At 52.8% G+C, this 22,980-nt stretch carries 22 protein-coding genes and 1 riboswitch; of the genes, 15 read left to right on the forward strand and 7 right to left on the reverse strand.

Annotated elements, in window-relative coordinates:
• The first annotated feature begins 245 nt into the window (after positions 1-245).
• Together GQS10_RS12810 and GQS10_RS12815 are read left to right on the forward strand one after the other, a co-directional pair.
• Positions 246-1,022 carry an MBL fold metallo-hydrolase gene (locus tag GQS10_RS12810; protein ID WP_166242736.1) on the forward strand — a complete coding sequence of 259 codons (777 nt, stop codon included), beginning with the start codon at positions 246-248 and terminating at the stop codon, positions 1,020-1,022.
• A gap of 127 nt (positions 1,023-1,149) precedes the next feature.
• A riboswitch (cyclic di-AMP (ydaO/yuaA leader) is annotated at positions 1,150-1,304 on the forward strand.
• Between the two features lie 10 nt (positions 1,305-1,314).
• Positions 1,315-1,494 carry a hypothetical protein gene (locus GQS10_RS12815; RefSeq protein WP_166242738.1) on the forward strand — a complete coding sequence of 60 codons (180 nt, stop codon included), beginning with the start codon at positions 1,315-1,317 and terminating at the stop codon, positions 1,492-1,494.
• 40 nt (positions 1,495-1,534) lie between these two features.
• Here GQS10_RS12815 and GQS10_RS12820 read toward each other — a convergent pair whose 3' ends face one another.
• Positions 1,535-2,497, reverse strand: a complete 963-nt coding sequence (locus GQS10_RS12820; protein WP_166242740.1) for a bile acid:sodium symporter family protein — start codon at positions 2,495-2,497, stop codon at positions 1,535-1,537.
• Positions 2,498-2,555: 58 nt separating this feature from the next.
• On the opposite strand from GQS10_RS12820, the gene GQS10_RS12825 reads away from it, so the two are divergent.
• Positions 2,556-3,611, forward strand: coding sequence for a polysaccharide deacetylase family protein (locus tag GQS10_RS12825; protein WP_166242742.1), 1,056 nt, complete (start codon positions 2,556-2,558; stop codon positions 3,609-3,611).
• On the opposite strand, the gene GQS10_RS12830 is transcribed toward GQS10_RS12825, so the two are convergent.
• The gene (locus GQS10_RS12830; RefSeq protein WP_166242744.1) at positions 3,585-5,393 is read right to left on the reverse strand and encodes an SgrR family transcriptional regulator; all 1,809 of its coding nucleotides are present in this window, start codon (positions 5,391-5,393) and stop codon (positions 3,585-3,587) included. The two genes, GQS10_RS12825 and GQS10_RS12830, sit on opposite strands and share 27 nt — an antisense overlap.
• A 207-nt stretch (positions 5,394-5,600) precedes the next feature.
• Here GQS10_RS12830 and GQS10_RS12835 point away from each other — a divergent pair, with 207 nt between their 5' ends.
• The 4 genes from GQS10_RS12835 (at position 5,601) to nirD (ending at position 9,925) form a co-directional block, all read left to right on the forward strand.
• Positions 5,601-5,870: a hypothetical protein gene (locus tag GQS10_RS12835; RefSeq protein WP_166242746.1), complete on the forward strand. Its 270-nt coding sequence runs from the start codon at positions 5,601-5,603 to the stop codon at positions 5,868-5,870.
• Complete coding sequence (locus GQS10_RS12840; RefSeq protein ID WP_166242748.1) at positions 5,867-6,874, forward strand: serine hydrolase domain-containing protein; 1,008 nt, start codon at positions 5,867-5,869, stop codon at positions 6,872-6,874. The genes GQS10_RS12835 and GQS10_RS12840 overlap by 4 nt, the downstream gene beginning before the upstream one ends.
• Positions 6,875-7,112: 238 nt before the next feature.
• Positions 7,113-9,566, forward strand: a complete 2,454-nt coding sequence (nirB, locus tag GQS10_RS12845) for a nitrite reductase large subunit NirB (protein WP_166242879.1) — start codon at positions 7,113-7,115, stop codon at positions 9,564-9,566.
• A 17-nt stretch (positions 9,567-9,583) separates the two neighbouring features.
• A complete protein-coding gene (nirD, locus tag GQS10_RS12850) occupies positions 9,584-9,925 on the forward strand; it encodes a nitrite reductase small subunit NirD (protein WP_243735142.1) in 342 nt (113 codons plus the stop codon).
• 90 nt (positions 9,926-10,015) lie between these two features.
• Here nirD and GQS10_RS12855 read toward each other — a convergent pair whose 3' ends face one another.
• Positions 10,016-11,782: a stalk domain-containing protein gene (locus tag GQS10_RS12855; RefSeq protein WP_166242750.1), complete on the reverse strand. Its 1,767-nt coding sequence runs from the start codon at positions 11,780-11,782 to the stop codon at positions 10,016-10,018.
• 107 nt (positions 11,783-11,889) lie between these two features.
• Between GQS10_RS12855 and GQS10_RS12860 the strand changes: the two genes are divergently transcribed.
• Positions 11,890-12,381, forward strand: coding sequence for a PaaI family thioesterase (locus GQS10_RS12860; RefSeq protein ID WP_166242752.1), 492 nt, complete (start codon positions 11,890-11,892; stop codon positions 12,379-12,381).
• A gap of 86 nt (positions 12,382-12,467) precedes the next feature.
• On the opposite strand, the gene GQS10_RS12865 is transcribed toward GQS10_RS12860, so the two are convergent.
• On the reverse strand, positions 12,468-13,058 hold the full coding sequence (locus tag GQS10_RS12865) for a DedA family protein (protein WP_166242754.1): 591 nt from the start codon (positions 13,056-13,058) through the stop codon (positions 12,468-12,470).
• Positions 13,059-13,162: 104 nt separating this feature from the next.
• On the opposite strand from GQS10_RS12865, the gene GQS10_RS12870 reads away from it, so the two are divergent.
• The gene (locus GQS10_RS12870; RefSeq protein ID WP_166242756.1) at positions 13,163-13,705 is read left to right on the forward strand and encodes an NADPH-dependent FMN reductase; all 543 of its coding nucleotides are present in this window, start codon (positions 13,163-13,165) and stop codon (positions 13,703-13,705) included.
• A gap of 211 nt (positions 13,706-13,916) precedes the next feature.
• Entirely contained in the window at positions 13,917-14,204 is a 288-nt protein-coding gene (locus tag GQS10_RS12875; RefSeq protein ID WP_166242883.1) for a carboxymuconolactone decarboxylase family protein, read from the forward strand.
• A gap of 89 nt (positions 14,205-14,293) precedes the next feature.
• On the opposite strand, the gene GQS10_RS12880 is transcribed toward GQS10_RS12875, so the two are convergent.
• A complete protein-coding gene (locus tag GQS10_RS12880; protein WP_166242758.1) occupies positions 14,294-14,677 on the reverse strand; it encodes a LapA family protein in 384 nt (127 codons plus the stop codon).
• Positions 14,678-14,786: 109 nt separating this feature from the next.
• Here GQS10_RS12880 and GQS10_RS12885 point away from each other — a divergent pair, with 109 nt between their 5' ends.
• The gene (locus GQS10_RS12885) at positions 14,787-15,164 is read left to right on the forward strand and encodes a VOC family protein (protein ID WP_166242760.1); all 378 of its coding nucleotides are present in this window, start codon (positions 14,787-14,789) and stop codon (positions 15,162-15,164) included.
• 61 nt (positions 15,165-15,225) lie between these two features.
• Here the strand turns inward: GQS10_RS12885 and GQS10_RS12890 are convergent, their stop codons facing one another.
• On the reverse strand, positions 15,226-16,362 hold the full coding sequence (locus GQS10_RS12890) for a virulence factor (protein ID WP_166242762.1): 1,137 nt from the start codon (positions 16,360-16,362) through the stop codon (positions 15,226-15,228).
• 251 nt (positions 16,363-16,613) lie between these two features.
• Between GQS10_RS12890 and GQS10_RS12895 the strand changes: the two genes are divergently transcribed.
• On the forward strand, positions 16,614-18,230 hold the full coding sequence (locus tag GQS10_RS12895; protein WP_166242764.1) for an ABC-F family ATP-binding cassette domain-containing protein: 1,617 nt from the start codon (positions 16,614-16,616) through the stop codon (positions 18,228-18,230).
• A gap of 166 nt (positions 18,231-18,396) precedes the next feature.
• On the opposite strand, the gene GQS10_RS12900 is transcribed toward GQS10_RS12895, so the two are convergent.
• On the reverse strand, positions 18,397-19,071 hold the full coding sequence (locus tag GQS10_RS12900; RefSeq protein WP_166242766.1) for a YhcN/YlaJ family sporulation lipoprotein: 675 nt from the start codon (positions 19,069-19,071) through the stop codon (positions 18,397-18,399).
• 338 nt (positions 19,072-19,409) lie between these two features.
• Here GQS10_RS12900 and coxB point away from each other — a divergent pair, with 338 nt between their 5' ends.
• From coxB to GQS10_RS12915, 3 genes are read left to right on the forward strand one after another with little or no spacing between them, the layout of a single operon-like run.
• Positions 19,410-20,423: a cytochrome c oxidase subunit II gene (coxB, locus tag GQS10_RS12905; protein WP_166242768.1), complete on the forward strand. Its 1,014-nt coding sequence runs from the start codon at positions 19,410-19,412 to the stop codon at positions 20,421-20,423.
• 31 nt (positions 20,424-20,454) lie between these two features.
• Complete coding sequence (gene ctaD / locus GQS10_RS12910) at positions 20,455-22,347, forward strand: cytochrome c oxidase subunit I (protein WP_166242770.1); 1,893 nt, start codon at positions 20,455-20,457, stop codon at positions 22,345-22,347.
• Positions 22,344-22,979, forward strand: coding sequence for a cytochrome c oxidase subunit 3 (locus tag GQS10_RS12915; RefSeq protein ID WP_166242772.1), 636 nt, complete (start codon positions 22,344-22,346; stop codon positions 22,977-22,979). Before ctaD ends, GQS10_RS12915 begins: the two co-directional genes overlap by 4 nt.
• Position 22,980: the final 1 nt, after the last annotated feature.

A 22,980-nucleotide genomic window follows, 5' to 3' on the forward strand; every position in this document is an offset into this window, starting at 1 on the left:
TAGATGGATAGACAAGATCGGGTTTTACGGGAATGTAGCTATTACGGCTGCATTTTTCCCTCCGTTTTTCTTTTTATGGGGAACGGTGATATTCGGTCCTTAAGGATTATTAAAAACCGCTAGGTAAAGAATCCCGCCCCGAAAAGGAAAGTGGAGAACGCAAATCGAATAGTTTCTAGAAGCCGTTTAGAGGGAAGTGCACTGTTAATTTTGTCTGGAATTTTGCTGAAAAAGGGATGAGGCGAATGAGCGATTCACTGCACATTTTGGGCACGGGAGATTCGATGGGTGTTCCGCGTGTGTACTGCGATTGCATCGTATGCGAGGAAGCGCGAACGACCGGCGTGAACCGCAGGCTGCGCTCTTCCGCGATGCTGCGCACGGGGCAGGGCGATGTGCTGATCGATTGCGGACCGGATTTTACGCTGCAGATGGAGACGGCGCGCTGGAGAATGGTGACGGATATGCTCATTACACATGCGCATTTTGACCATATTGGCGGTCTTCCCGCTTGGGCCGATGCATGCCGCTGGACGCAAACCAAGGGACGGCTGTATGCGCCCGCTGAAGTGCTGGCCACGCTGCGCGTGCAGTTTCCTTGGCTGGAGCGGCAGATCACCTTTTTCCCGAACGATCATGGGGTTCAGCTTGCGGGCTGGACGGTTCGTCCTTGGAAGGTGAACCATGGAAAAAACGGCTTCGCTTACGCATACCGTTTTGAAAAGCCAGGCTTTACCTGGGTGTACGCTTCTGACTGTATAAATTTATCGGATGAGCAGCGTGCTCCGATGTACGGCCTCGACCTGCTAATTATAGGCACGAGCTTTGTGAAAGAGCCGTTCCCGATGGAAACACGGTCGCTGTACGACATGACCGAAGCTCTGGAGCTGGTCCAGGTGCTGCAGCCGAAGCAAACAGTCCTAACACACATGTCGCATGGAGTAGATCTTAACCATCTTGGGCTGGAGCTGCCTGAACATGTCAAACCGGCCTCCGCAGGCGATATCCTCGGGCTTGAATAAGAGAACGAACGCTTTTTCGAGAGAATTGCGCCGATTTGCAAGATGGAACCGCTTTTTTGAGCAAGAATCCATCTTTACAGCCGAAGCTTATTCGCAGTATATTCTTGAGGTGATGCAAAACAACCAATTCGTACGATCGCTGAATTTCCGTATCCGGAGAACGGGGGACCCAACAGGCCGTGTGCCAGGGGTGAATCGCGGATGCCTGCCAAGGCAAACGCGTAGGGCGACTCTCACGCCCGAATCCGCCAGCTAACCTCGTAAGCGTCGAATAATGTGGAGGGAAGAACGGTTGGAATTTGTTCTCATCTTTGTGAACACGTTTATTTTGATTTTCGGATTGCTGCATGTATTCGGATATACAGGCGGAAAATCCGGTCCGTTTTGCAAAAAAGGGTTCCGTAGAAAACTAATGGTTTCCGCATCGCAGGCACTTGTCGTGTCTCTAGTTGTGAAGCTGATGATTTTTTAAAAAACGTTATTGGCAAAAAGAAAAAGCCTGCCGGGGTTCGTTATGACAACGAGCCTTCGGCAGGCTTTTGGCGTTGCTGCTGCGCTAAAAACATCCCTGACAAGGAAGCGAGCATTTGCTGAAACAGCATGCCGAGAATAACCGGCACGGCAACGGCCGCAGGGAAAAAGGTGGTCGCCAGCACGGCGCCTGCGCTAATGTTGCGCATCCCGCTGTTGAACGTCAGCGTCACGGTCGAGTCCCGATTCCATCGAAGGATGCGGGCGGCGAAGTAACCGAGGGCATAGCCGACGATAGCGATGACGAATACGACGGCGGCAAGAAAGACGAGGTCGCGGTCTGGCTGCTTCAAGTATGGTGCCACGACAGCGCCGTTCATCGCGACAACGACAGCCAGGAACATTTTCGTAAACGGGGCGAGCTTCGGTGCAAGCTCAGTTTTGGACCGGCCCTTGCTGAGATGGAACAGCAGCATTCCGACAAGGGAAGGCAGAACGACCATAAAGAAAAGCCCCTTCATTAGCGAAAAGGAATCGACATGAATGCTGGTACCCGAGAACAGTGCGATGCCCGCAGGCACCAAAAAAGGGGACAGCAAAGTATCGACCAAAATAATCGTAAGGGTAAGCGGCACATTGCCTTTGTGGATCGATACCCAAATTAAGCTGGTTACTCCGGTTGGAATCGTCATCCCGAGCACCAGGCCGGTAATCGTATTGGTATCGCCGGGATACAGCATGCTGCCGAGCGCCCAGGCGAAGAGCGGCATAATCGCGTGAAGCACAATAAGGACGGTAAGCAGCGGCTTCGGCTGCAGCACCGCCTGGCCCAACTGCCCGAGTCCAAAGCCAAGACTTCCGCTGAAGGTCATAAAAGCAAAAAGCCATGGAATCAGGAACGTTACCGGTGCAAGCTGATCCGCATAAATAACACCAAGCACAAGGCCGATTGGAGTCATAAACGGCATCGCTTTTTCCAGAATGCGATTTACAGAAGCTAACATATTAAGGCCCCTTTTGGTTAAACTAGTACAATCGAAAAAGCCGATGGGGGAGTTTGCAATGCTGCGCTTTATTCAGACGCTTTCCGTCCTATTGATTTTGCTGCTGTTAGCCGTATTTACAGGCTGTTCAGCTCATCAAGAGGACGATTCGCAGAAACTGGAACAAGCGCCGGCGCCGATCGTCAAAGACGCCGGAAAACGTCAAACGATCATTCAAGGAATACCTTCCGGTCCGCCGATCATCGTAGAAGCTCCGAAAGCGGAGCCGGTTCCGGAGCCAGCTCCAAAGCCGGCGGAGACCGCTAAGCAGACTGCGGCCGATCAAACGACCAAGGCCAAAACGAAAACGAAGGAGCAGGCCAAGAAAAAAGCGGCTTCCTCCGATTCCTCGGATCAAACGAAGCAAAAGGATCAGAGCAAAGCAGAACAAAGATCAACCAAAGCTTCCTCGAAAAAAATGAGTCCGAGCGCATTGTCGCGAAAGTTTCCGAACGGATTTTTTATGTCCGGTTCGAAAAAAGAAAAGCAGGTGGCGCTCACATTTGACGACGCTCCCGACGATAAATTTACGCCGCAGGTGCTCGACATTTTAAAGGAGAACGGTGTAAAAGCTACTTTCTTTGTCGTTGGCTGGCGGGCGGATAAATACCCCGACATCGTCAAACGGATGGTGAAGGAAGGCCACATTATCGGGAACCATTCCTATGGCCATGCGAATTTGAGCAAGCTGAACGATACGGAATATCAGAAGGAGCTAGACAAGACGCAGGCCAGTATCCGCAAAACTGCCGGGTACGAGCCGCGCCTGCTGCGCCCGCCATACGGCGAAATTACCGAGTCCGAGGCCGAATGGGCAATCAATCAGGGCTTTACCATCGTCCACTGGAACGTGGATTCCGAGGATTGGAGACAAATCGCATCGGACAAAGTGATTCATAACGTATTTAAAGACGTACGAGCAGGCTCGATTATTCTCCAGCATTCCGGCGGCGGAGTCGGTCAAGATTTGTCGGGCACGGTACAAGCACTACCGAAAATCATTGAACGGCTCAAGTCCGAAGGCTACAAGCTTGTAACGCTACCGGAGCTACTCGGCGTTACGAAGAGCAAATGACGGCTCGAACCATAACGTCGAAAAATCAAACCAGCCGAGTTCGTTCAGACGCACTCCCTGCAGGGAGGAATGAAACTGGGAGACCTGCTTCAGATGCGCCAAAAACAGCACCGAGTAATCCTTGTAAAGAAGCTCTTCGATTTGAAGCAGCTTCTTTACGCATTTTTCCGGATCGCTGCGCGATAGCGCATCGGACAGCGCCTCATCGACAAGCCGCTGCGCTTCCACATCCAGGTGGGTGCTGATGACGCTGTTGTCCGAAAGAAACAAATCCATCAGCTCCAGCTCCGCCGGTCCGGAAAATACGACACCGCTGAGCAGTACATCGGCTTCTGCGATCCGTTCCTTGCGAAACAACTCCTCGGCAGGAAGAGCGGTCACGATCGTGTTCACGCCAAGCTTCGCCCACTCTTCTTGAATCCAAGCGCAGTCTTCGTGATTCACTGCCATTTCATAAGTATACATATGAATCGCTTGTCCATCGTAGCCTGATTTTTCCAGATGTTTCTTGGCCTTGACCGGATCGTATTCCGGTTTGTAGCGTTTTTTGGTTGCATCGGGAAAAAAGCTGGCTGCTGGCGTAATGCGAAAGCCGCCGAGCTCTTCGACGAATCTCTCCCGGTCGATGGCGTGGTGCAGCGCCTTACGGAAGGAGCGATTCTGCATCGGTCCTTCCTTGGACCGGTTAAAGCAAATATAGGTGCTGCCGGTCTCAGGCTGCTCCAGCAGGGTGAAGGGCCCGCTTTCGGACAGCTGTTTGCCGAACGGGGAAAGATGCGCATCGTTCGCCGGAAGGCTGTCCGGAACGATCCACATTTCCACCGCGTCCAGCAGCGGCCGTTCTTTAAAATAGGCCTCATTCGCCTCGAAGACGACCATGGATGAATCATTGCGCGTCAGCTTGTAAGGTCCGGTGCCGATCGGGAGGCGGGCAAATTCCGGATCGTTCGGAGGCGCTTTATCGCTCGGAACGACCCCGAGGCGTGACGAGCTTAACAGAACCGGGAGCATCCGGTTCGGCCGGTGAAGCGTCAGCTTCAGGCAGGTTTCACTTAATACGGATACTTCCTTAATGTCACGGCACAACCAGCGGTAGGGCGCGGAGTTCGCCGGATCCATAACTCTTTCCAGCGTATAGGCGGCATCCTCTGCAGTCATCACCTTGCCATGATGAAACCGGACGCCTTTACGTAAGTATAAATGCCACTCGGTTAAATCCGGGCTGCATTCCCAATGATGAGCGAGGTGTGGAAGCACTTCCTTAGACGACGGATCGTAGCGCAGCAGCGTATCGAAAAGCTGTGCTGACATATGCGCCTCGGTCCTGCGGTGCAAATAGGCCGGATCCAGATTGCCGAGCGGGCGGTAAAATGGAAAACGCAGTACATCCTTTCGTTTTCCCGGCCGCGGCTCGGAAAAGAAGCCGAATTCTTCAAGGAACCGGGAGATGAAGGCATCCATCCCCGGGCCTTCTTTGGCAGGGCCGCCGAGCAGCGCCAATGCGCCTTCGACATCGCCGGTGCTCACGTAGCGGACGGCAGCTTCTTGAAGAAGCGCTCTCGCATCGGCAATAAAGGTAAGGGACGAGGAGTTGCCCCTCCCGCGTCCCGGGGTCCACCGCACCCAGTTTTGCGCCTCCATATTTTTGATAATAAAGTTGACGTTCCTTCGGGTACAGCAGAGCATACCGGCCAGCTCATCGAGGGTGACGCGCACCGTTTCCCCCGGTACGGCATCCTTGAAATGCTGCTGCAGCCTTATAAAATGCTCAAGCGCCTGCATCAGATCTCCTCCGTTCAGTTAAATTGTTCAATTGGCTAAATGGATGCAAAAAGACGAAGTTATTAGGTTCATTTTACAGCAACACTTCGCCTTATACTATATACTGGAAGTGAAAAAATGTTTATCCGACATAAAGCTTCTGTTTATCGGTTAAAATAGGGGTTGAAAAATGACGCTCGGCATAGGCCGGCAGGAGGTAGACGAGGTATGGCGGATCAAGAGGAACAATTTGAGGGGACGGAGCTGGAGCGGCGCATGTCCGAGGTGCTGACCGAGGGTGAGATGGAAAAAGCCGATCCTAGCGAAGCGGCTCGGAGAAAGCTCCCGCACCCGCCTGAAATTCGCATTCAGGCGAAGTTTGATCCGGTCGCGGAGGAGACGAAGCGGTTCCGTGAAATCGCAGAAGAAGTGGACGGGCGCTACGATAAATATGTAAATCGCCAGCCGCAGGGAGGCGGCGGGGAGCAATCCCGTTGAGCGGAACGTTCTGGCCGACGAAGCAGTGGCGAATCGGAGCGCCGGAGGAGCATGGAATTGACCGCGAGGCAATACGCGCTCTTTCGGCTCATATTGGAGAGAAGCTGCCGAAGCTTTATTCGGTGCTGGTGATTCGCCATGGGGTGCTTGTGCATGAGCAGTATTATAACGGCACGAATGAGAACTCGCTGATGAATGTGCGTTCCGTAACTAAAAGCTTTACCTCTACGCTGATCGGCGCCGCCATCGGCGACGGATATGTCGAGAGCGTCGATGTTCCGGCGGCGGCCTTTTTTGCGTCGGACGAGCTGCCCAAGGACTTGGGAGAGCAGAAGCTTGCGACGACGCTGCGCCATTTGCTCACGATGAGCAGCGGATTTTTTTGGCTGACGGGCAGCAAGCTGGGGGAGAAGCATTTGTCGCGCTTCCACGAAAGCAAGGATTGGCTGCGGTTTATATGGCGGCTTCCCGTGGTGGAAGACATGCGCGGAAGGTTTCAGTACCGCAGCACGGATTCGCATTTGTTGTCATGTGTGCTGACAAGAGCGACAGGGCGCTGTGCGGGAGACTATGCGGCGGAGCGGCTGTTTGCGCCGCTTGGCATCCGCGATGTGATCTGGCCGCCGGACCCGCAGGGAAATACGGCGGGGCATGTGTTTCTGCAGCTTCGCGCAAGAGACATGGCGAAGCTGGGGCTGTTGTATTTGCATCGCGGGGAATGGGACGGCAGGCAGCTGGTTCCCCGTGAATATATCGATGCCGCGGCTTCCGCGCAAATCGAAGGTCATCCGAGCTACGGCGAGTACGGCTTCAAATGGTGGGTGTCCCGGTTTGCGGGGCAGCCTTATTATTTTGCGCAGGGCCACGGAGGGCAGTATATTTTTGTTGTCCCGGGCTTAGAGCTGGTGTGTGTGTTTACCGCGGATCCGGCGGTAAGCCGATGGAAGAGTGTACGGCCCGCGTTTGAAAATATTCTTATTAAAGGGACTGTTCCCGACCGGTAGCAGCTGCGGCTGATGCGCCCGGGATGGGGGTGTGGTGATCATCATCACAGCAGTCTCTTTCTTTTCAAGTTATGATGTGAACAAATTCACATATATCGGAGGAGCCAACATGACCGATAAAAATAACTTGAATCAACCTGCTGACATGAACAATACGACAAACGTAAACCATACATTGAACCTCAACAATACAACGGACGCAATCCATACAACGGATACAGCAAACGGAAACGATGCTATGCAAGGGATAGGCAAATCCGCTGCAAAACGCAAGCTGGTCCTCGTCGGTAACGGCATGGCCGGCATGCAGACGATCGAGCATATTCTCAAGCTGGGCGGCGCGTTTGATATTACCGTCATCGGCAGCGAGCCGTATCCGAACTATAACCGGATTATGCTCTCCTATGTTCTTGAGGGCTCGCAAACCCCGGCGGACATTATTCTTAACGATCGCGAATGGTACGCGCAGAACGGTATTACCCTTCACACGGGTACAATGGTTACCAAAGTAGACACCGCCCGGCAGGTCGTGGAAACCGATCAAGGGCTGGAATTTGATTACGATGAGCTGATTGTTGCTACCGGCTCAAAGCCTTTCGTGCTTCCGGTACCCGGAGCTGATCTGGAGGGCGTAGTCGGCTTCCGTGATATCGCGGATTGTGAGGCGATGATCGATGCCGCATCGCGTTACCGCAAAGCGGCCGTCATCGGCGGCGGGCTGCTGGGCTTGGAGGCGGCTAAAGGGCTGAGCAGCCTCGGAATGGAGGTTACGGTCGTTCACTTGGTGGACCGGCTGATGGAGCGTCAGCTGGATGCTGCTGCGGCGGAAATGCTGCGGGATGAGCTGGAGCGGCACGGAATATCGTTCCTTATGGGCAAGAAGACAGAGCGCATCCTCGGCAGCGGCCGAGTGTCCGGTTTGCATTTCGCGGACGGAACGAGCCTCGATGCGGATCTGGTTGTAATGGCGGCGGGAATCGTTCCGAACATCAAGGCTGCCGCAGCCAGCGGTCTGGACGTTCATCGCGGAATCGTCGTCGACGACTATATGCGCACAAGTGCGCCTCATGTGTCGGCGGTCGGCGAGTGCAGCGAGCATCGCGGCATTTGCTACGGCTTGGTGGCGCCGCTTTTCGAGCAGGCGTTAGTGCTTGCGAAGCGGCTTTGCGGCGTAGAAACAAAGCCGTACGAAGGCACGGTAACGGCAACGAAGCTGAAAATTTCCGGCGTAGACGTATTCTCGGCCGGAACCTTCATCGAAACACCGCAGCATCAGGTGCTGCAAATGAAGGATGCGTGGAAGCGGACGTACAAGAAGCTGCTGCTTGAGGATGACCGTATTGTAGGAGCGGTGCTGTTCGGTGACACGAGCGAATCGGCCCGTCTTGCGAAATGGGTGGCGGCCCGTGAACCGATGACCGACGAAATTTACGCGGCGCTGTTCGGCGGCGGAGGCTGCTGCGGGGGCAGAGGCGAAGCTGGTGGCGACGCCGGTGTAGCGGCAATGAGCGACGAAGATATTGTGTGCGGCTGCAATGGGGTAACAAAAGGGGATATTCTCGTAGCGATCCGTGATGGCGGTCTGACGACCGTAGATGAGATCAAAGCTTGCACAGGGGCGACTCGGTCTTGCGGAGGCTGTAAGCCAATGGTAGAGCAGCTGCTGAAGGCTGCGCTGGGCGATTCGTTCCAGGCAAATGCCGCTCCTGCCGGCATTTGCGGCTGCACTCCGCTGGGCCGCGACGAGATTGTAGCTGCCATTAGAGAAAAAAAGCTGACCCATGTGCGCGAAGTGATGCATGTTCTCGGCTGGAAGGATCAAGAGGGCTGCTCGAAATGCCGCCCGGCACTGAATTACTATCTCGGGATGGTGTGGCCGGAAGAGCATGAGGATGAGCGCGACTCGCGCTTTGTCAACGAACGGCTGCATGCGAACATCCAAAAGGATGGCTCGTTCGGGGTGATTCCGCGGATGTACGGCGGTGTTACGACCCCTGCCGAGCTTCGTAAAATTGCCAACGTCGCCGAAAAATACGGCGTCGAAATGGTTAAGGTTACCGGCGGACAGCGGATCGACCTGCTCGGTGTGAGCAAGGAACAGCTGCCGGCCATTTGGGCGGATCTCGGAATGCCTTCGGGCTTTGGATACGCCAAGTCGCTGCGTACGGTCAAAACCTGTGTCGGCTCGCAATTTTGCCGCTTCGGTACCCAGGATTCGATTGCTATGGGGATCCTGCTGGAAAAGCGTTACGAGCAAATCAATATGCCGGCAAAGTTCAAAATGGCCGTCAACGGCTGTCCGCGCAACTGCGCCGAGTCGGGGACAAAGGACATCGGTATTGTTGGCAATGACGGCGGCTGGGAAATCTACGTCGGCGGCAACGGCGGGATTAAGCTGCGCGCGGCGGATCTGCTCTGCAAGGTGAAAACAGATGAAGAATTAATCGCAATATGCGACGCCTTTATGCAGTATTACCGGGAGCAGGCCAAGTACGGCGAGCGCACCTCGGACTTTGTGGAGCGCGTGGGACTGGAGACTGTTCGTGCGGCCATCCTCGACGATGCGACAGAGTTTGCCGCATTGGGCGAGCGGCTCGCGGAGGCATTGGCGGGACGTAAAGACCCGTGGGCTGAGGTGCTGGAGGATGCAAACCTTCGCACGATGTACTATGAACCGATTCGGATTCGATAAGAAGGGGGATGGATGGAATGCTGCAAATGACTCCATTCGAGCAGCTTCAATATATTGAGGTAGGAGCTTCCGAACAGTTTCCGCCGAGAGCCGGCCGGCAGGTCATCATTGGCGACTATAATTTAGCAATGTTCCGTACAACTGACGGAGCGCTGTACGCCTTGGAAAACCGCACGCCGCATAAAAAAGGCGGGCCATTAACCGAAGGCATTGTGAGCGGCGGTTATGTGTACTGTCCGTTAAGGGATTTGAAGATTGAACTCTCAACCGGTCTCGTGCAGGCCCCCGATACAGGGGAGGTTCGGACCTATCCGGTGATCGAGGAAGCGGGCATTGTGAAGGTCGGAATCCCATTCTAAAAGAAAAGAGAAAAAGCCGCCCCCAGTCTTGGCGGACCCTAAAGGGTTCGATCCATCCGACTTGGAAGGGCGGCTTTCTTGCTGTAAACGTTATTCCTTCTTTAATGGGTAGAAAATGAGATCCACTGGGAAAGCAGAGCCGGCCGGCGGAGAAAACTCGATATTCAGCGTCTTCTCGTTGCCTGTCGTTCTCCACATGAGATGTACGCCGTCCATCGGCGTCATAACGCCGCCATGATTCGGCACCATCAAATACTCTCCGTTAATTTTAAACGGCCCTTTGTAAACACCGCCGCGTGCCAGCAGCATGATCGCCATCGGCGGCGGGTTATCCATCTCTACATGGTACATGACGCCATAGTTGCCGAAGTTGGTCGCCGCGCGTTCTTCAATGGCGTCGTAGCCGGTCACATAACGGTCAATTTCTCCGTCGCCGATCGTAATGAGCGCTGGCTCCGATAATTGGGCAGGATCGATTTTCCATTTAATATCCGCCGCATCAAAGGTTCCCCTCACATTTTGATCATAAGGAAGCTTGCGCATGCTTTGGAAGTTTTCGATCTTATCCCCGCGTCCGAAGGCGATGAAGGAAATCGTTGTTTCCCCTGAGGTTTCCAGATCGTAGAACAGGTTAATGCCCTGCTCAGGCAAAATTTCCGGGAACAACGCATACACTTGCGACTCGCCGGGAGGAACGATAACGTCAGCTTTTTCCGAATAATTGGCCATAAAATCCACTGTAGCCTCGTGACCAATCAAGTTTGCGTAAATCGAAGGGTAAACTTCTCCCTGCTTGGTCGTCTTGATCGTGACCGGCTCCGTGCCATTGTTTGTTGCCATAATTGCGATGTAAAGGCGCTCATCGGTTCCGTTCATATGGTCCGCATACAGGCGGGTCTTCCCGTTTACTTTATCTTGATATAGAATTCCCTTTTCAACAACCGTTTCCGGGCTGTCGCTTACGAGCAGCTTCCGTTCTTTCAATTGGGTAACGGTTTTCGGCAGCTCTCGCATTTTGAAAAAGCGTCCCGCGACTTCACCGTAAGACAAATCGATATACGTAGAGGTCGGGTTGTAATGCATTTTGTAGCCGAATTCATCTAAATACACTTCATCGACGATTTCAATTTTCCGCTCGTACCAATCGCTTTTGTTGCCGCTCACATCCGTCACCTGAAGCGAAATGCTGTAGGTGCCCGGCTTAAAATAAACATCTTGGCGGCCTCTCCAATCCTTATGGCCGATGCCTTCCAAATCCACATCATAGCTTAAATCGATGATCTTCACCGGCTCTCCAATCCGATACGTCGGCTTCTCAAATAAGAATTTCGCGACCGGACGGGAGTTGTTCTGCGTGCTGGTCAGCAGGCTTTTCGGCTTCTTCGTGTAGACGATTTCCACTCGGTTTAATTCACTGTTATATTTGTATTTAGCACCCACGTAATCCATAATCCAAGTGAGGCGGAACAAGAGCCGATCCTCTGAGATGAGCACATGCTCGTCGTATTCCAGCGGTAAACCGTCGGCGAGAACGGTTTTTGCAGCGTTATCAATAATAAGAGAGGATTCTTCGGTAGGCTCCATATGTATGGTGTTCGTTTCCGCTTCCCAGCGGATCGGCAGTCCGAAGGTTTCGGCTAAAAACCGTGCGGGAACATACATTTTACCGTTATGGATTTTGGCGGCGGCATCAAGGGTAACCTGCTGGTTCCCGATGAACGCTTCCTTTTGACCGCTGTAAAGAATGACAAATACGGACGAGGTGGCGACGGTTTTGGCGGATGCCGTACCGGACAGTGCGGTAAGGGCGACAACCCCTGCAAGCAGGTAATGAAGTAAGGTTCTTGCTCGTGTCATGAAGCGAATCTCCTCTTTCTTTTGTAGTGTTAATATAGACGCAGGCGAAAGGTAAAAAGTTCCGTAAGTAGAAAAAATACATAATTTGTGTAGGAGTGTTTGGGCGTATGGATAAGGACCAGCTGCATCAAAAAATCGAACAAATGTCAGACCGGGAGCGTGCCGTCATTGCGCGTACCGCTGAGGCGTTGGAAACGATGAAGGAGAACGGCTATCCGTTTCTCGGCAATTTTATGAATATTGTTGAAGAAGCGTCCGATCAGGACGGTGTTTTCGTGTGCTCCATGCCTGTTGAGCGGCACTGGTGGAACCCGTACCGGATTGTCTACGGAGGGGTCACCGCGACCTTGGCGGATATGGCGATGGCTTGGATGCTGGAGCTGCGGGTGTCGCAGGACGACAAGTTTGTGACGCTCGATATGAATGTGAATTATCATAAGCCGGGGACAGGAAAAAAGCTGATTGCCAGGGCAGTCATTCAGCATCAAGCGGGTGATGTGTACCAGATGGGCTGTGAAATCCGCAACGATAAGGACGACCTGGTTGTGACGGCAACCGGATCGTTTTTACGCTTGCGGCGCGGGCGGCGCGAGGAATAGCGGATGCAAAGCAGGCTGGACGCTGCGGGAATGCAGGCCAGCCGACTGTTGGAGTTTACGGTCTGGAATAAGTCGGCGGGTATTCCTTACTTTGCCCGTCTGCGGCGGATGAGATACACGATGAGGAACACGGCGGCGCAAAATACGATGAAGGCAACGGCATACTCCGCGACAAGATGGAATAGTTTTTCCCAAGCAGGGCCAAACCAAAGGCCGATTCCGACAAAGGTTATTACCCAAAAAAGCGCGCCGGTATAGGCATAAAGAGCGAACGTTCGGAAGGGAAGGCGGATAACACCTGAGAAGTACCCGGTCACATGGCGGACGCCGGGGATAAAATAGGCGACGAAAATTAAGGCGTTGCCGTAGCGCTCGAACCACTTCTCGGTCTTTTTTACTTTGTCGGGTCCGAGCCCGAACCGTCGGCCGTAGCGTTCAAAAAAAGGCATTCCAAGGCGGTAGCCGATCCAATAGGTGATCGAAATGCTCGTAGTTGTGGCAATAAAGGAGAGCACCATGCAGAGAAACCAATTGAGGCGTCCTTCGTATGCAAGATAACCGGCGTAAGCCATGGAGGTTTCCCCTGGAAACGGTAAAGCGATATACTCTAGAAAAAGACCGATAAACAATACGGCATAACCGTACTGCTCAAACCACATTTGTATGGTTTCCCACATTAGTTAGTAACCTGCCTTACGTATAAGTTTGGTTTTTCATCCTACTAAAAATATCAAAAAATCCGGGACGTATTCAACAAGCCCGGGCAAGGGAGAGGGAACAGATGAAGAAGATTGCGATTGTAGCGGGAAGTAACCGGAGCGGCGCGACCAGCACGCTGCTTTCAAATTACATAGGCAGGCTGTTGAAGGAAAAGGGATTTGCGGCGGAGGTACATGATTTGTTCGAACGGCCGCTTCCGTTTTATTCGCCGGATCAAGGCGAAATGACGGATGACAACCTGCAGCGCTTTAAGCAGCTGCTTGGCGAGGCGGAGGGCATCGTGCTGGCGACGCCGGAGTATCACGGAAGCATTTCGGGCGTATTGAAAAATGCGTTGGATCATGTCAGCTCAGCGGAATTCAGCGACAAGCCGGTGCTCGCTGTCAGCTCGGCGGGCGGACCGGTTGGCGTAAGCTCCTTGAACCACATTCAGACGATTGTGCGCAACATGCACGGGATAAATTGCCCGGAATGGATTTCAGTCGGCGGGGATCAGCGCAGCTTCGACAGTGACGGCACGCCTTCGCATGAACCGACCCGGGAGCGCGTCGAACGGGTTGTGTACTATTTTGCTGGTATGACGGAGCTGCTTGCGAAACGGTAAGTTACGCGGGGAGTCTCTGGTAGCTCAGCCGGAGCCTCAAGCCTCGTGCTTCGAGCCTTGTGTTTCGAGCTTCACTAGGCTTGGAATTGGAAGTTTCTATTGAGGGAACGCTACCCGGGTACAACTTAACGGGAGGAATGTTTCCTTGAACACACAAATAGCGGATCGCAAAGTAGATGCTTATAAAATCGGTGTCGGCCACCTGAAGGCGATGGCTCCGAATCAGATCGAGGGCTATCATCGTTTTACCGGAGAGTGTTTCCGCGAGGGGGCGCTGTCTGCGAGAGAAAAGCAGCTCATTGCGTTAGGGATCGCGCTCTTTGCGAATAACGAGGTGTGCACCTTCTATCACGTGGATGAGGCACTTTCCGAAGGGGCGACCCCGGAGCAAGTGGCAGAAGCCGCGGCGGTCGCGGCTGCAGCCAGCAGCGGTCACATTATGTCGCAGAGTGTGACCAGAGTGCAGCAGGTGCTGGAGCAACGACATCCGCTGCAGTAAAACAGCAGCAAATGAGCCGCCTCCATCTGGAGAGCGGCTCTTCGCTTATCGGAAGGGATGGCTGCACAATATCCAATCCGCCAACAAACCTATTTCGAATGGTCTTTCTCTGTGGAGGGTTTTTCTTCCGGCTGAGCTGCCGATGCAGGTGCCGCCTCTTGGGCTGATTTGCCAGCCAAGTGCGAGGTAGCGGCTTGAATGCCTTCCTTTACGGAGCGAAGCTCGGTTTCCTTCTCGGCGAGCGACGCTTCGAGCGTGCGGATCTTCCGGGACATCCGGTACTGGCGGATGATTCCGAATAAACCGACTACGATTCCGCCGAACAGAGCAGAGCCAAGGATGACGAGAATAAGAGGAACCATCGATTCGCCGAAGACGAAGCGGACGGGCACCGGATCAACGTTAACAACGGCAAATATGCCGATGAGCAGGGCAAACACTAAAGCAAAAAGCATCGTCCATTGAATTTTCATGCGAATCACTCCATTTACGCAAGTAGTTCTTAGTATACCATAAGAAGCATTTTTCTTGCGGCGAAATGGCGCAGAAATGCTGAGCATAAGGAGAAGAGGGAGTGGGGCAATGTTCCGCGTTGTACATTTTGAGCTGCAGACAGACAAGCCGGAAGAGCTGGCGCAGTTTTATTCCAAGGTGTTTGGCTGGAAGGTAAGGCAGGTAGAAGGGGATATTCCGTATTGGCATCTGCAAACCGGAACGGGGGAGCAGCACACGAAAGGCATCAACGGCGGGGCCGCGCTTATTCGTGCAGAGGAGCGCCAGGGCAGGGCTGCTGCCGTGAATACGGTCGAGGTGCCGTCGGTGATAGAGATGATTACTTCCATTGAAGCAAACGGCGGGCGGCAGGCATCGCCGGTCATGGAGCTGCCAGGGGGAGAGAAATTCGTATACTGCGAGGACCCGCATGGCATCGTTTTTGGTCTTATTGAACGGCAGGCGTGAAGCGGCCTGCATAAAGAATGCCCCAAGGAATTGCAAGTTCCCTGGGGCATTGTTATTCACTCTACGTATCGCGGCGGGCCATCTGCTGCCACACCGTGCCGGCCGCGCTTTCGCCGCGCTCGATCCGCTCAACGGCCATGCGCGCCTGCAGGCTCACCTCGAACTCGGGGTCGCTAACCGCCTCGCGCAGCGCCTCCAAGGCGCTGTCTTCGCCGACCTCGTACAGGAAGCGCGCCGCGCGCCAGCGCACGATCTTGCTCGGGTCGCGCAGGGCGGCCGCCATCTCCGGCGTAGCCGCCGGGTCGCCGATGTCGGAAAGCGCGTCGCCGGCCGTCCGCCGCACGGCAGCGGACGAATCCCGCATCGCCTCGTACAGCAGCTTCAGCACCTCGCCGGAATCGGCGTCCTTCAGGCCGCCGATATAGACGACCGCCAGCCGCCGCACCGAATAATGCTCGTCGCGCAGCGCCTTCACGAGCAGCGGCAGGTCGTCCGCCTCCGGCTTCATGCGCTCCAGCGCGGCGTAGCGCACCTTCCAATCGGCATCGTCCAGCTTCGCGCGGAGCTCCTCCGGAGAAAGCGGCTTCGGCGGCTCCGGCGCCTGCACGCTTTTCTCGAGGATCTGCTGCACCATCGAACGCAGCCGATCCTCATCATACGACGCCTCGAGCTCCTTGCAGACGTCCTCGGCGATTTCCTTCAGTTCGCCGTAACGCACGCCGAACTCGACGAGCTGGCGCTCCTTGATCAGGTTCGGCGATGCCGCCCCTGCCTCCGTCGCAGCATTCACAAACCGCTCCGGCATTGCAATGCGCGCTTCCTCGCCGCCGGCCTTCACGCGGATTTGCATCGGTATGCCGCGGAACATCTGCACAAACACATTCGCCTCGCCGAACGCCCCGGCTTCGCCGGTCACCTTCAGCAGCTCGGCCGCGCCTTCCGCGTTCTCAAACAAGCGGCTCGCATCCGCCAAAATCGACTCCCACTTGCCGCTTCCCGCGCGCTCCAGCGCAATGAAATCGGCGGTGTGGAACACGCCCTTTACTCCTTCTATGTCCAGCATCCGGCGAATAAAGGCCGGAGCTTTGTCCGCCTCTTCGGACGTATAGTTACGCTGTACCCCCTGCGGCAGCGATTCGCTCACCGTCAGCTTCATTACATTTGGGCTCGGCGTCGGTTCAACTGAAAGTAATCTCATGATTTTTTACCTCCGCTTTCCATTCTCTGCATTATCATATCATAAGGAGGGCCGAAAGGCTTTTTCACAGCCAGTACTTAGGCTTTTTTCGTGAAATGTTTGAACCGAGGCGTTATATTCAGTATGATGGTAGAGATGGTTTCCGGCAGGAATAAGCGGAACACTTAATTTGGCATACTGCGCATTTGGCGTTTAGCGCCAGAATGTGTGCGTTTAGATGTACTATTTTTGAAAGTGAGGAATTATTCGATATGATCGCAACGAACGGAATTTCTTTGCGCTTCGGCAAAAGGGCGTTGTTCGAGGAAGTAAACGTCAAGTTTACGCCGGGCAACTGCTATGGCTTGATTGGAGCGAACGGAGCGGGGAAGTCGACGTTTCTGAAAATTTTGTCCGGCGAGGTGGAGCCTTCGACGGGTGAAGTCATTATCTCGCAGGGAGACCGGATGGCGGTGCTGAAGCAGAACCACTTCGAATTCGATGAGGTTCAGGTGCTGAAAACCGTTATTATGGGGCATAAGAAGCTATTCGATATTATGGAAGAAAAGGATGCGCTTTATGCGAAGCCGGACTTCAGCGACGAGGACGGTATGCGCGCGGCGGAGCTTGAGGGCGAGTTTCAAGAGCTCAACGGCTGGGATGCAGAGCCTCAGGGGGCTGAATTGCTGATCGGTCTTGGCATTCCGCGCGAGCTTCACGACAAGCTGATGAAGGAGCTGGACGGCAACCAGAAGGTACGCGTGCTATTGGCACAGGCCCTGTTCGGCAATCCACAAATCCTGCTTCTCGACGAGCCTACCAACCACTTGGATATGGATTCGGTGCGCTGGTTAGAAAACTTCTTGATGGATTATGAAGGCACCGTTATTGTTGTATCCCATGACCGTTACTTCTTAAATAAAGTATGTACACATATTGCTGACCTCGATTACGGAAAAATTCAGCTTTATGTCGGCAACTACGATTTCTGGTACCAATCCAGCCAGCTTGCCCTGCAGCTGACTAGAGATGCGAATAAGAAGAAGGAAGAAAAGATCAAGCAGCTTCAGGAGTTTATCGCCCGCTTTAGTGCGAATGCTTCCAAGTCGAAGCAGGCGACAAGCCGGAAGAAAATGCTCGATAAAATCCAGCTCGATGACATCCGTCCTTCTTCCCGCAAATATCCGTTTATTAACTTCAAGCCGGAGCGAGAGGCAGGCAAGCAGCTTCTGACGATCGAGAACCTAACGGTCCGCACGGAAGCGGGGCAGGATGTGAACGGCCTTAATCTTGTAGTGAACAAGGGTGATAAAATTGCTTTTGTCGGGCCTTGGGAGCATGTGAAGACGGCATTGTTCCAGGTGCTGATGGGCGAGAAGGAGCCGGCGGATGGAACCTACACCTGGGGGGTTACGACAAGCCAGGCCTACTTCCCGAAAGACAATTCGGAATACTTCGAAGGCGTTGAAATGAACCTTGTCGATTGGCTGCGCCAGTATTCCAAAAACCAAGAAGAGCAGTATATCCGCGGCTTCCTTGGCCGGATGCTCTTCGCTGGGGAAGAGGCGTTGAAGAAAGCAAGTGTGCTTTCCGGAGGCGAAAAGGTTCGCTGCATGCTCTCACGCATGATGATGACCGGCGCGAATGTGCTGATTCTCGATGAACCGACGAACCACCTTGACCTTGAATCGATTACGGCGTTGAACAATGGCCTGGTTGATTTCGACGGTACCGTGCTCTTCGTGTCACAGGACCATGAGTTCGTTAACACGATTGCCAACCGGATTATCGAAATTACGCCGAAGGGCATTATCGATAAGCAAATGACCTATGATGAATACTTGGAAAATGAAGACGTAAAACGCCAGCGTGAAGAATTGTGGGCTTAAAGCATCGCAATCCAATGTGGGCATAAGGCATGGCAATCAAATGTAAGGCTAAAAAGAAAGGCCGCTCTTGTAGGCGGCCTTCTTAATGGCGTTTTGCTGAAGGAGCATGGATCTGGCATGGAACTCGGGGATTGCGGGATCGCGCAGTCTCTTCAATTACAGTGGATTACTCCCGGCCGGCGAACACGCTTTTTACTAATCCGTTAAAGTCCTCGAGATGAGGCTGAAGGTCACGGCCAAGCCAAGTCTCTTGGGCGTAAGTATTCATTGTGTTCAAAAATGTGCGGTTGGCGGAAATATGAACCGTGCGGACATAAGGGTACAGCGTGCGAAGACGAACCGCGATTTTTTGCTTCAGCTTATCGTTCATGTCGTCTTCATTTAAAGTAGGAAACGTATAATAAGAATTGGTGTCCGTAACCACGTCTCGCCAGCTGGCTTGCGGATTATGTGTAAAGGGATCGTATTCGCCTTCGGATTGTCCGGTGTTGTTTGTATCGATGCGGCCGCCGTGTCCAACGGTACCGTGCGCAGTATCATCCAGGGCGACAGCTACATAAGCGTTTTTGTCGGTAAGTGCTACATAAGCTCCGAAAATACCGTCCATCTGCGCTACGGCATTGGCGGCATCCTGATTCATTTCAAAGCGAGTGTTGTTGTGATCGGTAGGCGTACCGATATCGCCATAAGCTTTGGTTTGGGGCGTCATATCATCGCGGCTGGAAAGGTCGGCGTCCGAGCCTTCGTAGTCTCCTTCATATGCACATCCGCCGGTAAGGAGTACGATTCCGAGGAAAGAAATGCGAATCCATGCAAGACCATTCCGTTTTTGGGTAATCATAGGAATATAAGCCTCCTTTTTGAGCGATCCTGATATGGTTAGGATAACTTTGCGGGGACGAAATATTCGCAGCGCTGAAAGCCGAAATATGCCAATGCGTCAAGGGTTTCAGCGTATTAAGAACAATTTGTGACGCTTTTGCCACCGGATTGACAAACTACAAGGGCGACTTTATAGTTATAGAAGTGATTTCGTTCATAGAAAAACGCTAAAAATTGTGTACCAGGAAAGCCTTTTTTGCGGGATTGCGCACTGCGCCCGGCGGGGGCTTTCTTGTTTCTGATTAGGTTATGTCGGAATATGTAGGTTTTAATAAAAAGACTGGGGTTGATAACTAGATGAAGCGGTGGAAACTAACTAAGCGTCTGCTGCCCCTATTTGCGGCGTTTGCCCTTCTGCTTGCGGGCTGCAGCACGGCTCTGAGCGAACCGAACCCGTTAAATCCGGACGGGCCGATCGCGAAGGAACAGCTAAGCTTGATGAAGTTGTCCTTGGGCATCATGATTTTAGTCGTTGTGGTAGTATTCGTACTTACTTTGTACGTCCTTATCCGGTTCCGTAAGCGTCCGGGTCAGAACGACATTCCGAAGCAAGTAGAGGGCAGCCATAAGCTGGAAATCATCTGGACGGTTGTTCCGCTGATTTTGCTCCTCGTACTGGCTGTACCGACAGTCCAGTCAACCTTTGGTTTGGCAAAAGATTACTCGCAGGATGACTCAAAGATTCAAGTTAAGGTCACTGCTCACCAATATTGGTGGGAGTTTGAATACCCGCAGCTCGGCATTATTACAGCACAAGATTTAGTGCTTCCGGCCAACGCGCGGATTTCATTTGAACTGACCTCTGCGGATGTAAAGCACTCGTTCTGGATTCCAGGTCTTGCAGGCAAGATGGATACCAACGCTGGACTGAAGAACAAGATGTTTATCGACACTCCGGAATTAACTGAAAATAAAGTGTATAAAGGAAAATGCGCGGAGCTTTGCGGAGCATCCCACGCATTGATGGACTTTAAAGCGGTTGTAATGCCTGAAGATCAATTTAATGCTTGGGCAGAAAACCTCAAGAAGACAGCTGCCGTTTCTGCAACAGCGCAGCAGGGTGAAGAAGTATTTAAAGCGAAGTGCTTGCAGTGTCACGCTGTGAATGCGGGCGACCGCGGCTTCGGACCAAACCTTGACGGCTTTGCAAACCGTGAAGTTCTTGCGGGCTTCGTTGAAATGAATGAAGAAAACTTAAAAGAATGGCTTGATAATCCTCAAGCGATTAAGCCGGGCAACAACATGCCGGAAGTAGAATTGAATGCGCAGGAGCTTGATGCGCTTGCTAAATACTTGCTCGAACTTAAATAAGAGACGGTGGTAAAGGAGGTAAAACGCTACAATGGCAACTACGGCACATGCGCATGCTGCGCACGCACCAAAGAGATACAGTGGTATCATGGATTGGCTGACCACCGTTGACCACAAAAAAATCGGTATTCTGTATTTGTTCTCGGGCTTTTTCTTCTTTGTTGTCGGAGGACTTGAAGCGATTCTGATCCGGATTCAGCTGATGAAGCCGATGAACGATTTCGTATCCGCGCAGACGTATAACGAGCTCTTGACCATGCACGGAACAACAATGATTTTCTTGGCGGCCATGCCGATCATATTCGGATTTATGAACGCGATTGTACCGCTCCAAATCGGAGCGCGCGACGTTGCGTTCCCGTTTGTAAACGCAATCGGCTTTTGGACGTTTTTCTTCGGAGCGCTCTTAACGAACCTCGGATGGTTCATGGGTGGAGCACCGGATGCAGGCTGGACCTCGTATCCGCCACTGGCCGGACCTGCTTATAGTAAAAGTATGGATTTTTATGCCATCGGCCTTCAGATTGCCGGTTTAGGTACGCTGGTCGGGGGTATTAACTTCCTCGTTACGATTATCAACATGCGTGCACCTGGAATGTCCTTTATGAGAATGCCGCTCTTTACTTGGGCATCCTTCATTACTTCCGGTTTGATTTTGTTCGCATTCCCTGCTCTTGCAGTAGGTCTTGTTATGTTGTCCTTTGACCGTATGTTTGAAGGGAACTTCTTTAATACGGCAGCGGGCGGTAACTCCGTACTTTGGGAGCATATTTTCTGGATCTTCGGTCACCCGGAAGTATACATTCTCGTGCTTCCAGGCTTCGGGATCATCTCTGAAATTGTTGCGACGTTCTCCCGTAAGCGTCTGTTCGGATACAGCACAATGGTATTCGCGACAGCGCTGATCGGTTTCCTTGGCTTCATGGTTTGGGTTCACCACATGTTTACGGTTGGTATGGGCCCAATTGCAAACGCATTGTTCTCGATCGCTACGATGCTTATTGCGGTTCCGACCGGGGTTAAGATCTTTAACTGGATCTTCACTATGTGGGGTGGACAAATTCGTTTCACTGCAGCAAACCTGTTCGCCATCGGCTTTATTCCGATGTTCGTAATGGGCGGCGTTACCGGGGTTATGCTTTCGGTTCCGCCGGCGGACTACCAGTACCATGATACGTATTTCGTAGTCGCTCACTTCCACTACGTTATCGTAGGCGGTTTGGTGCTAGCACTCTTTGCAGGCTTGTTCTACTGGTGGCCAAAAATGTTCGGCCGTACGCTGAACGAGGGTATGGGTAAGCTTACCTTCTGGCTCTGGTTTATCGGCTTCCATCTCACGTTCTTCATTCAGCATTTCCTCGGCTTGCTCGGCATGCCGCGCCGTGTATTTACGTACCTTGACGGCCAAGGCTGGAATGAAATGAACTATATTTCAACCGTTGGCGCAATGTTTATGGGCGTTTCCACGATCCTGCTTGTTGCCAACATGGTTGGTTCCTTCTTTAAGAAGGCGAACGCACCGGCTGACCCTTGGGATGGCCGTACGCTGGAGTGGTCGATTCCATCTCCTCCGCCCGAATATAACTTTAAGCAGACTCCGCTCGTTCGCGGGCTGGATGCACTTTGGGTAGAAAAAATGGCAGGCAACAAAGAAATGACGCCTGCTGAGCCAATCGGTCCAATTCATATGCCGTCTCCATCGATCCTGCCGTTCTTTATGTCGCTCGGCATGTTTATCGGCGGTCTGGGACTTATGTACGAAGATTTGGAAGGCAGCCCGCTTACACCGATTTTGTCCGATTATAAGTTGGCGATTATCGGTATTGCGATTACGTTCCTTTGCATGCTGCTCCGCTCCGTATACGATGACCACGGCTTCCATATTGAGCCGGAGGAACTGAACGACAAGGGGGTAAAAGCATGAGCCAAGTAGCTGATCATCATGGACACGGCGTAACCGGAGTACTTCCGGATGAGCCGGAACGCGCTACGTTAGAAGGACGCAATAAGGTCCTCGGGTTCTGGCTGTTCCTCGGCGGGGAAACCGTGTTGTTCGGTACCTTATTCGCAGCCTACATTTCGCTCCGCCAGCAAATTAACGGCGGTCCGTCAGGCGCGGAATTGTTCGACTTGCGGCTTGTTGCCATTGCAACACTGCTTCTCTTAACAAGCTCGTTAACGAGCGTATTCGCTATTCAAGCTATGCACATTCAGAAGAGTGCAGCTAAGATTCAACTTTGGCTGGGTGTTACGGTTCTTCTCGGTCTTGCATTCTTGGGTCTTGAAATTTACGAATTCATGCACTACGTGCATGAAGGACATAAATTTAATACAAGTGCTTTTAGTACTTCGTTTTACTCGCTTGTTGGTTTCCACGGAGCCCACGTTGCATTCGGTATCCTGTGGATTACGCTGATCATTTTGCAGCTCAGCAAAAAGGGTCTTACTGTCGTAACTGCACCGAAGGTGTATGTGGCATCCCTGTACTGGCACTTTATCGACGTTGTGTGGGTTTTCATCTTCACTGTCGTATACCTGATGGGAAAGGTAGGTTAAA

Origin of the sequence: Paenibacillus turpanensis, assembly GCF_011421635.1 — a bacterium.
Lineage (GTDB): Bacteria > Bacillota > Bacilli > Paenibacillales > YIM-B00363 > Paenibacillus_AK > Paenibacillus_AK turpanensis.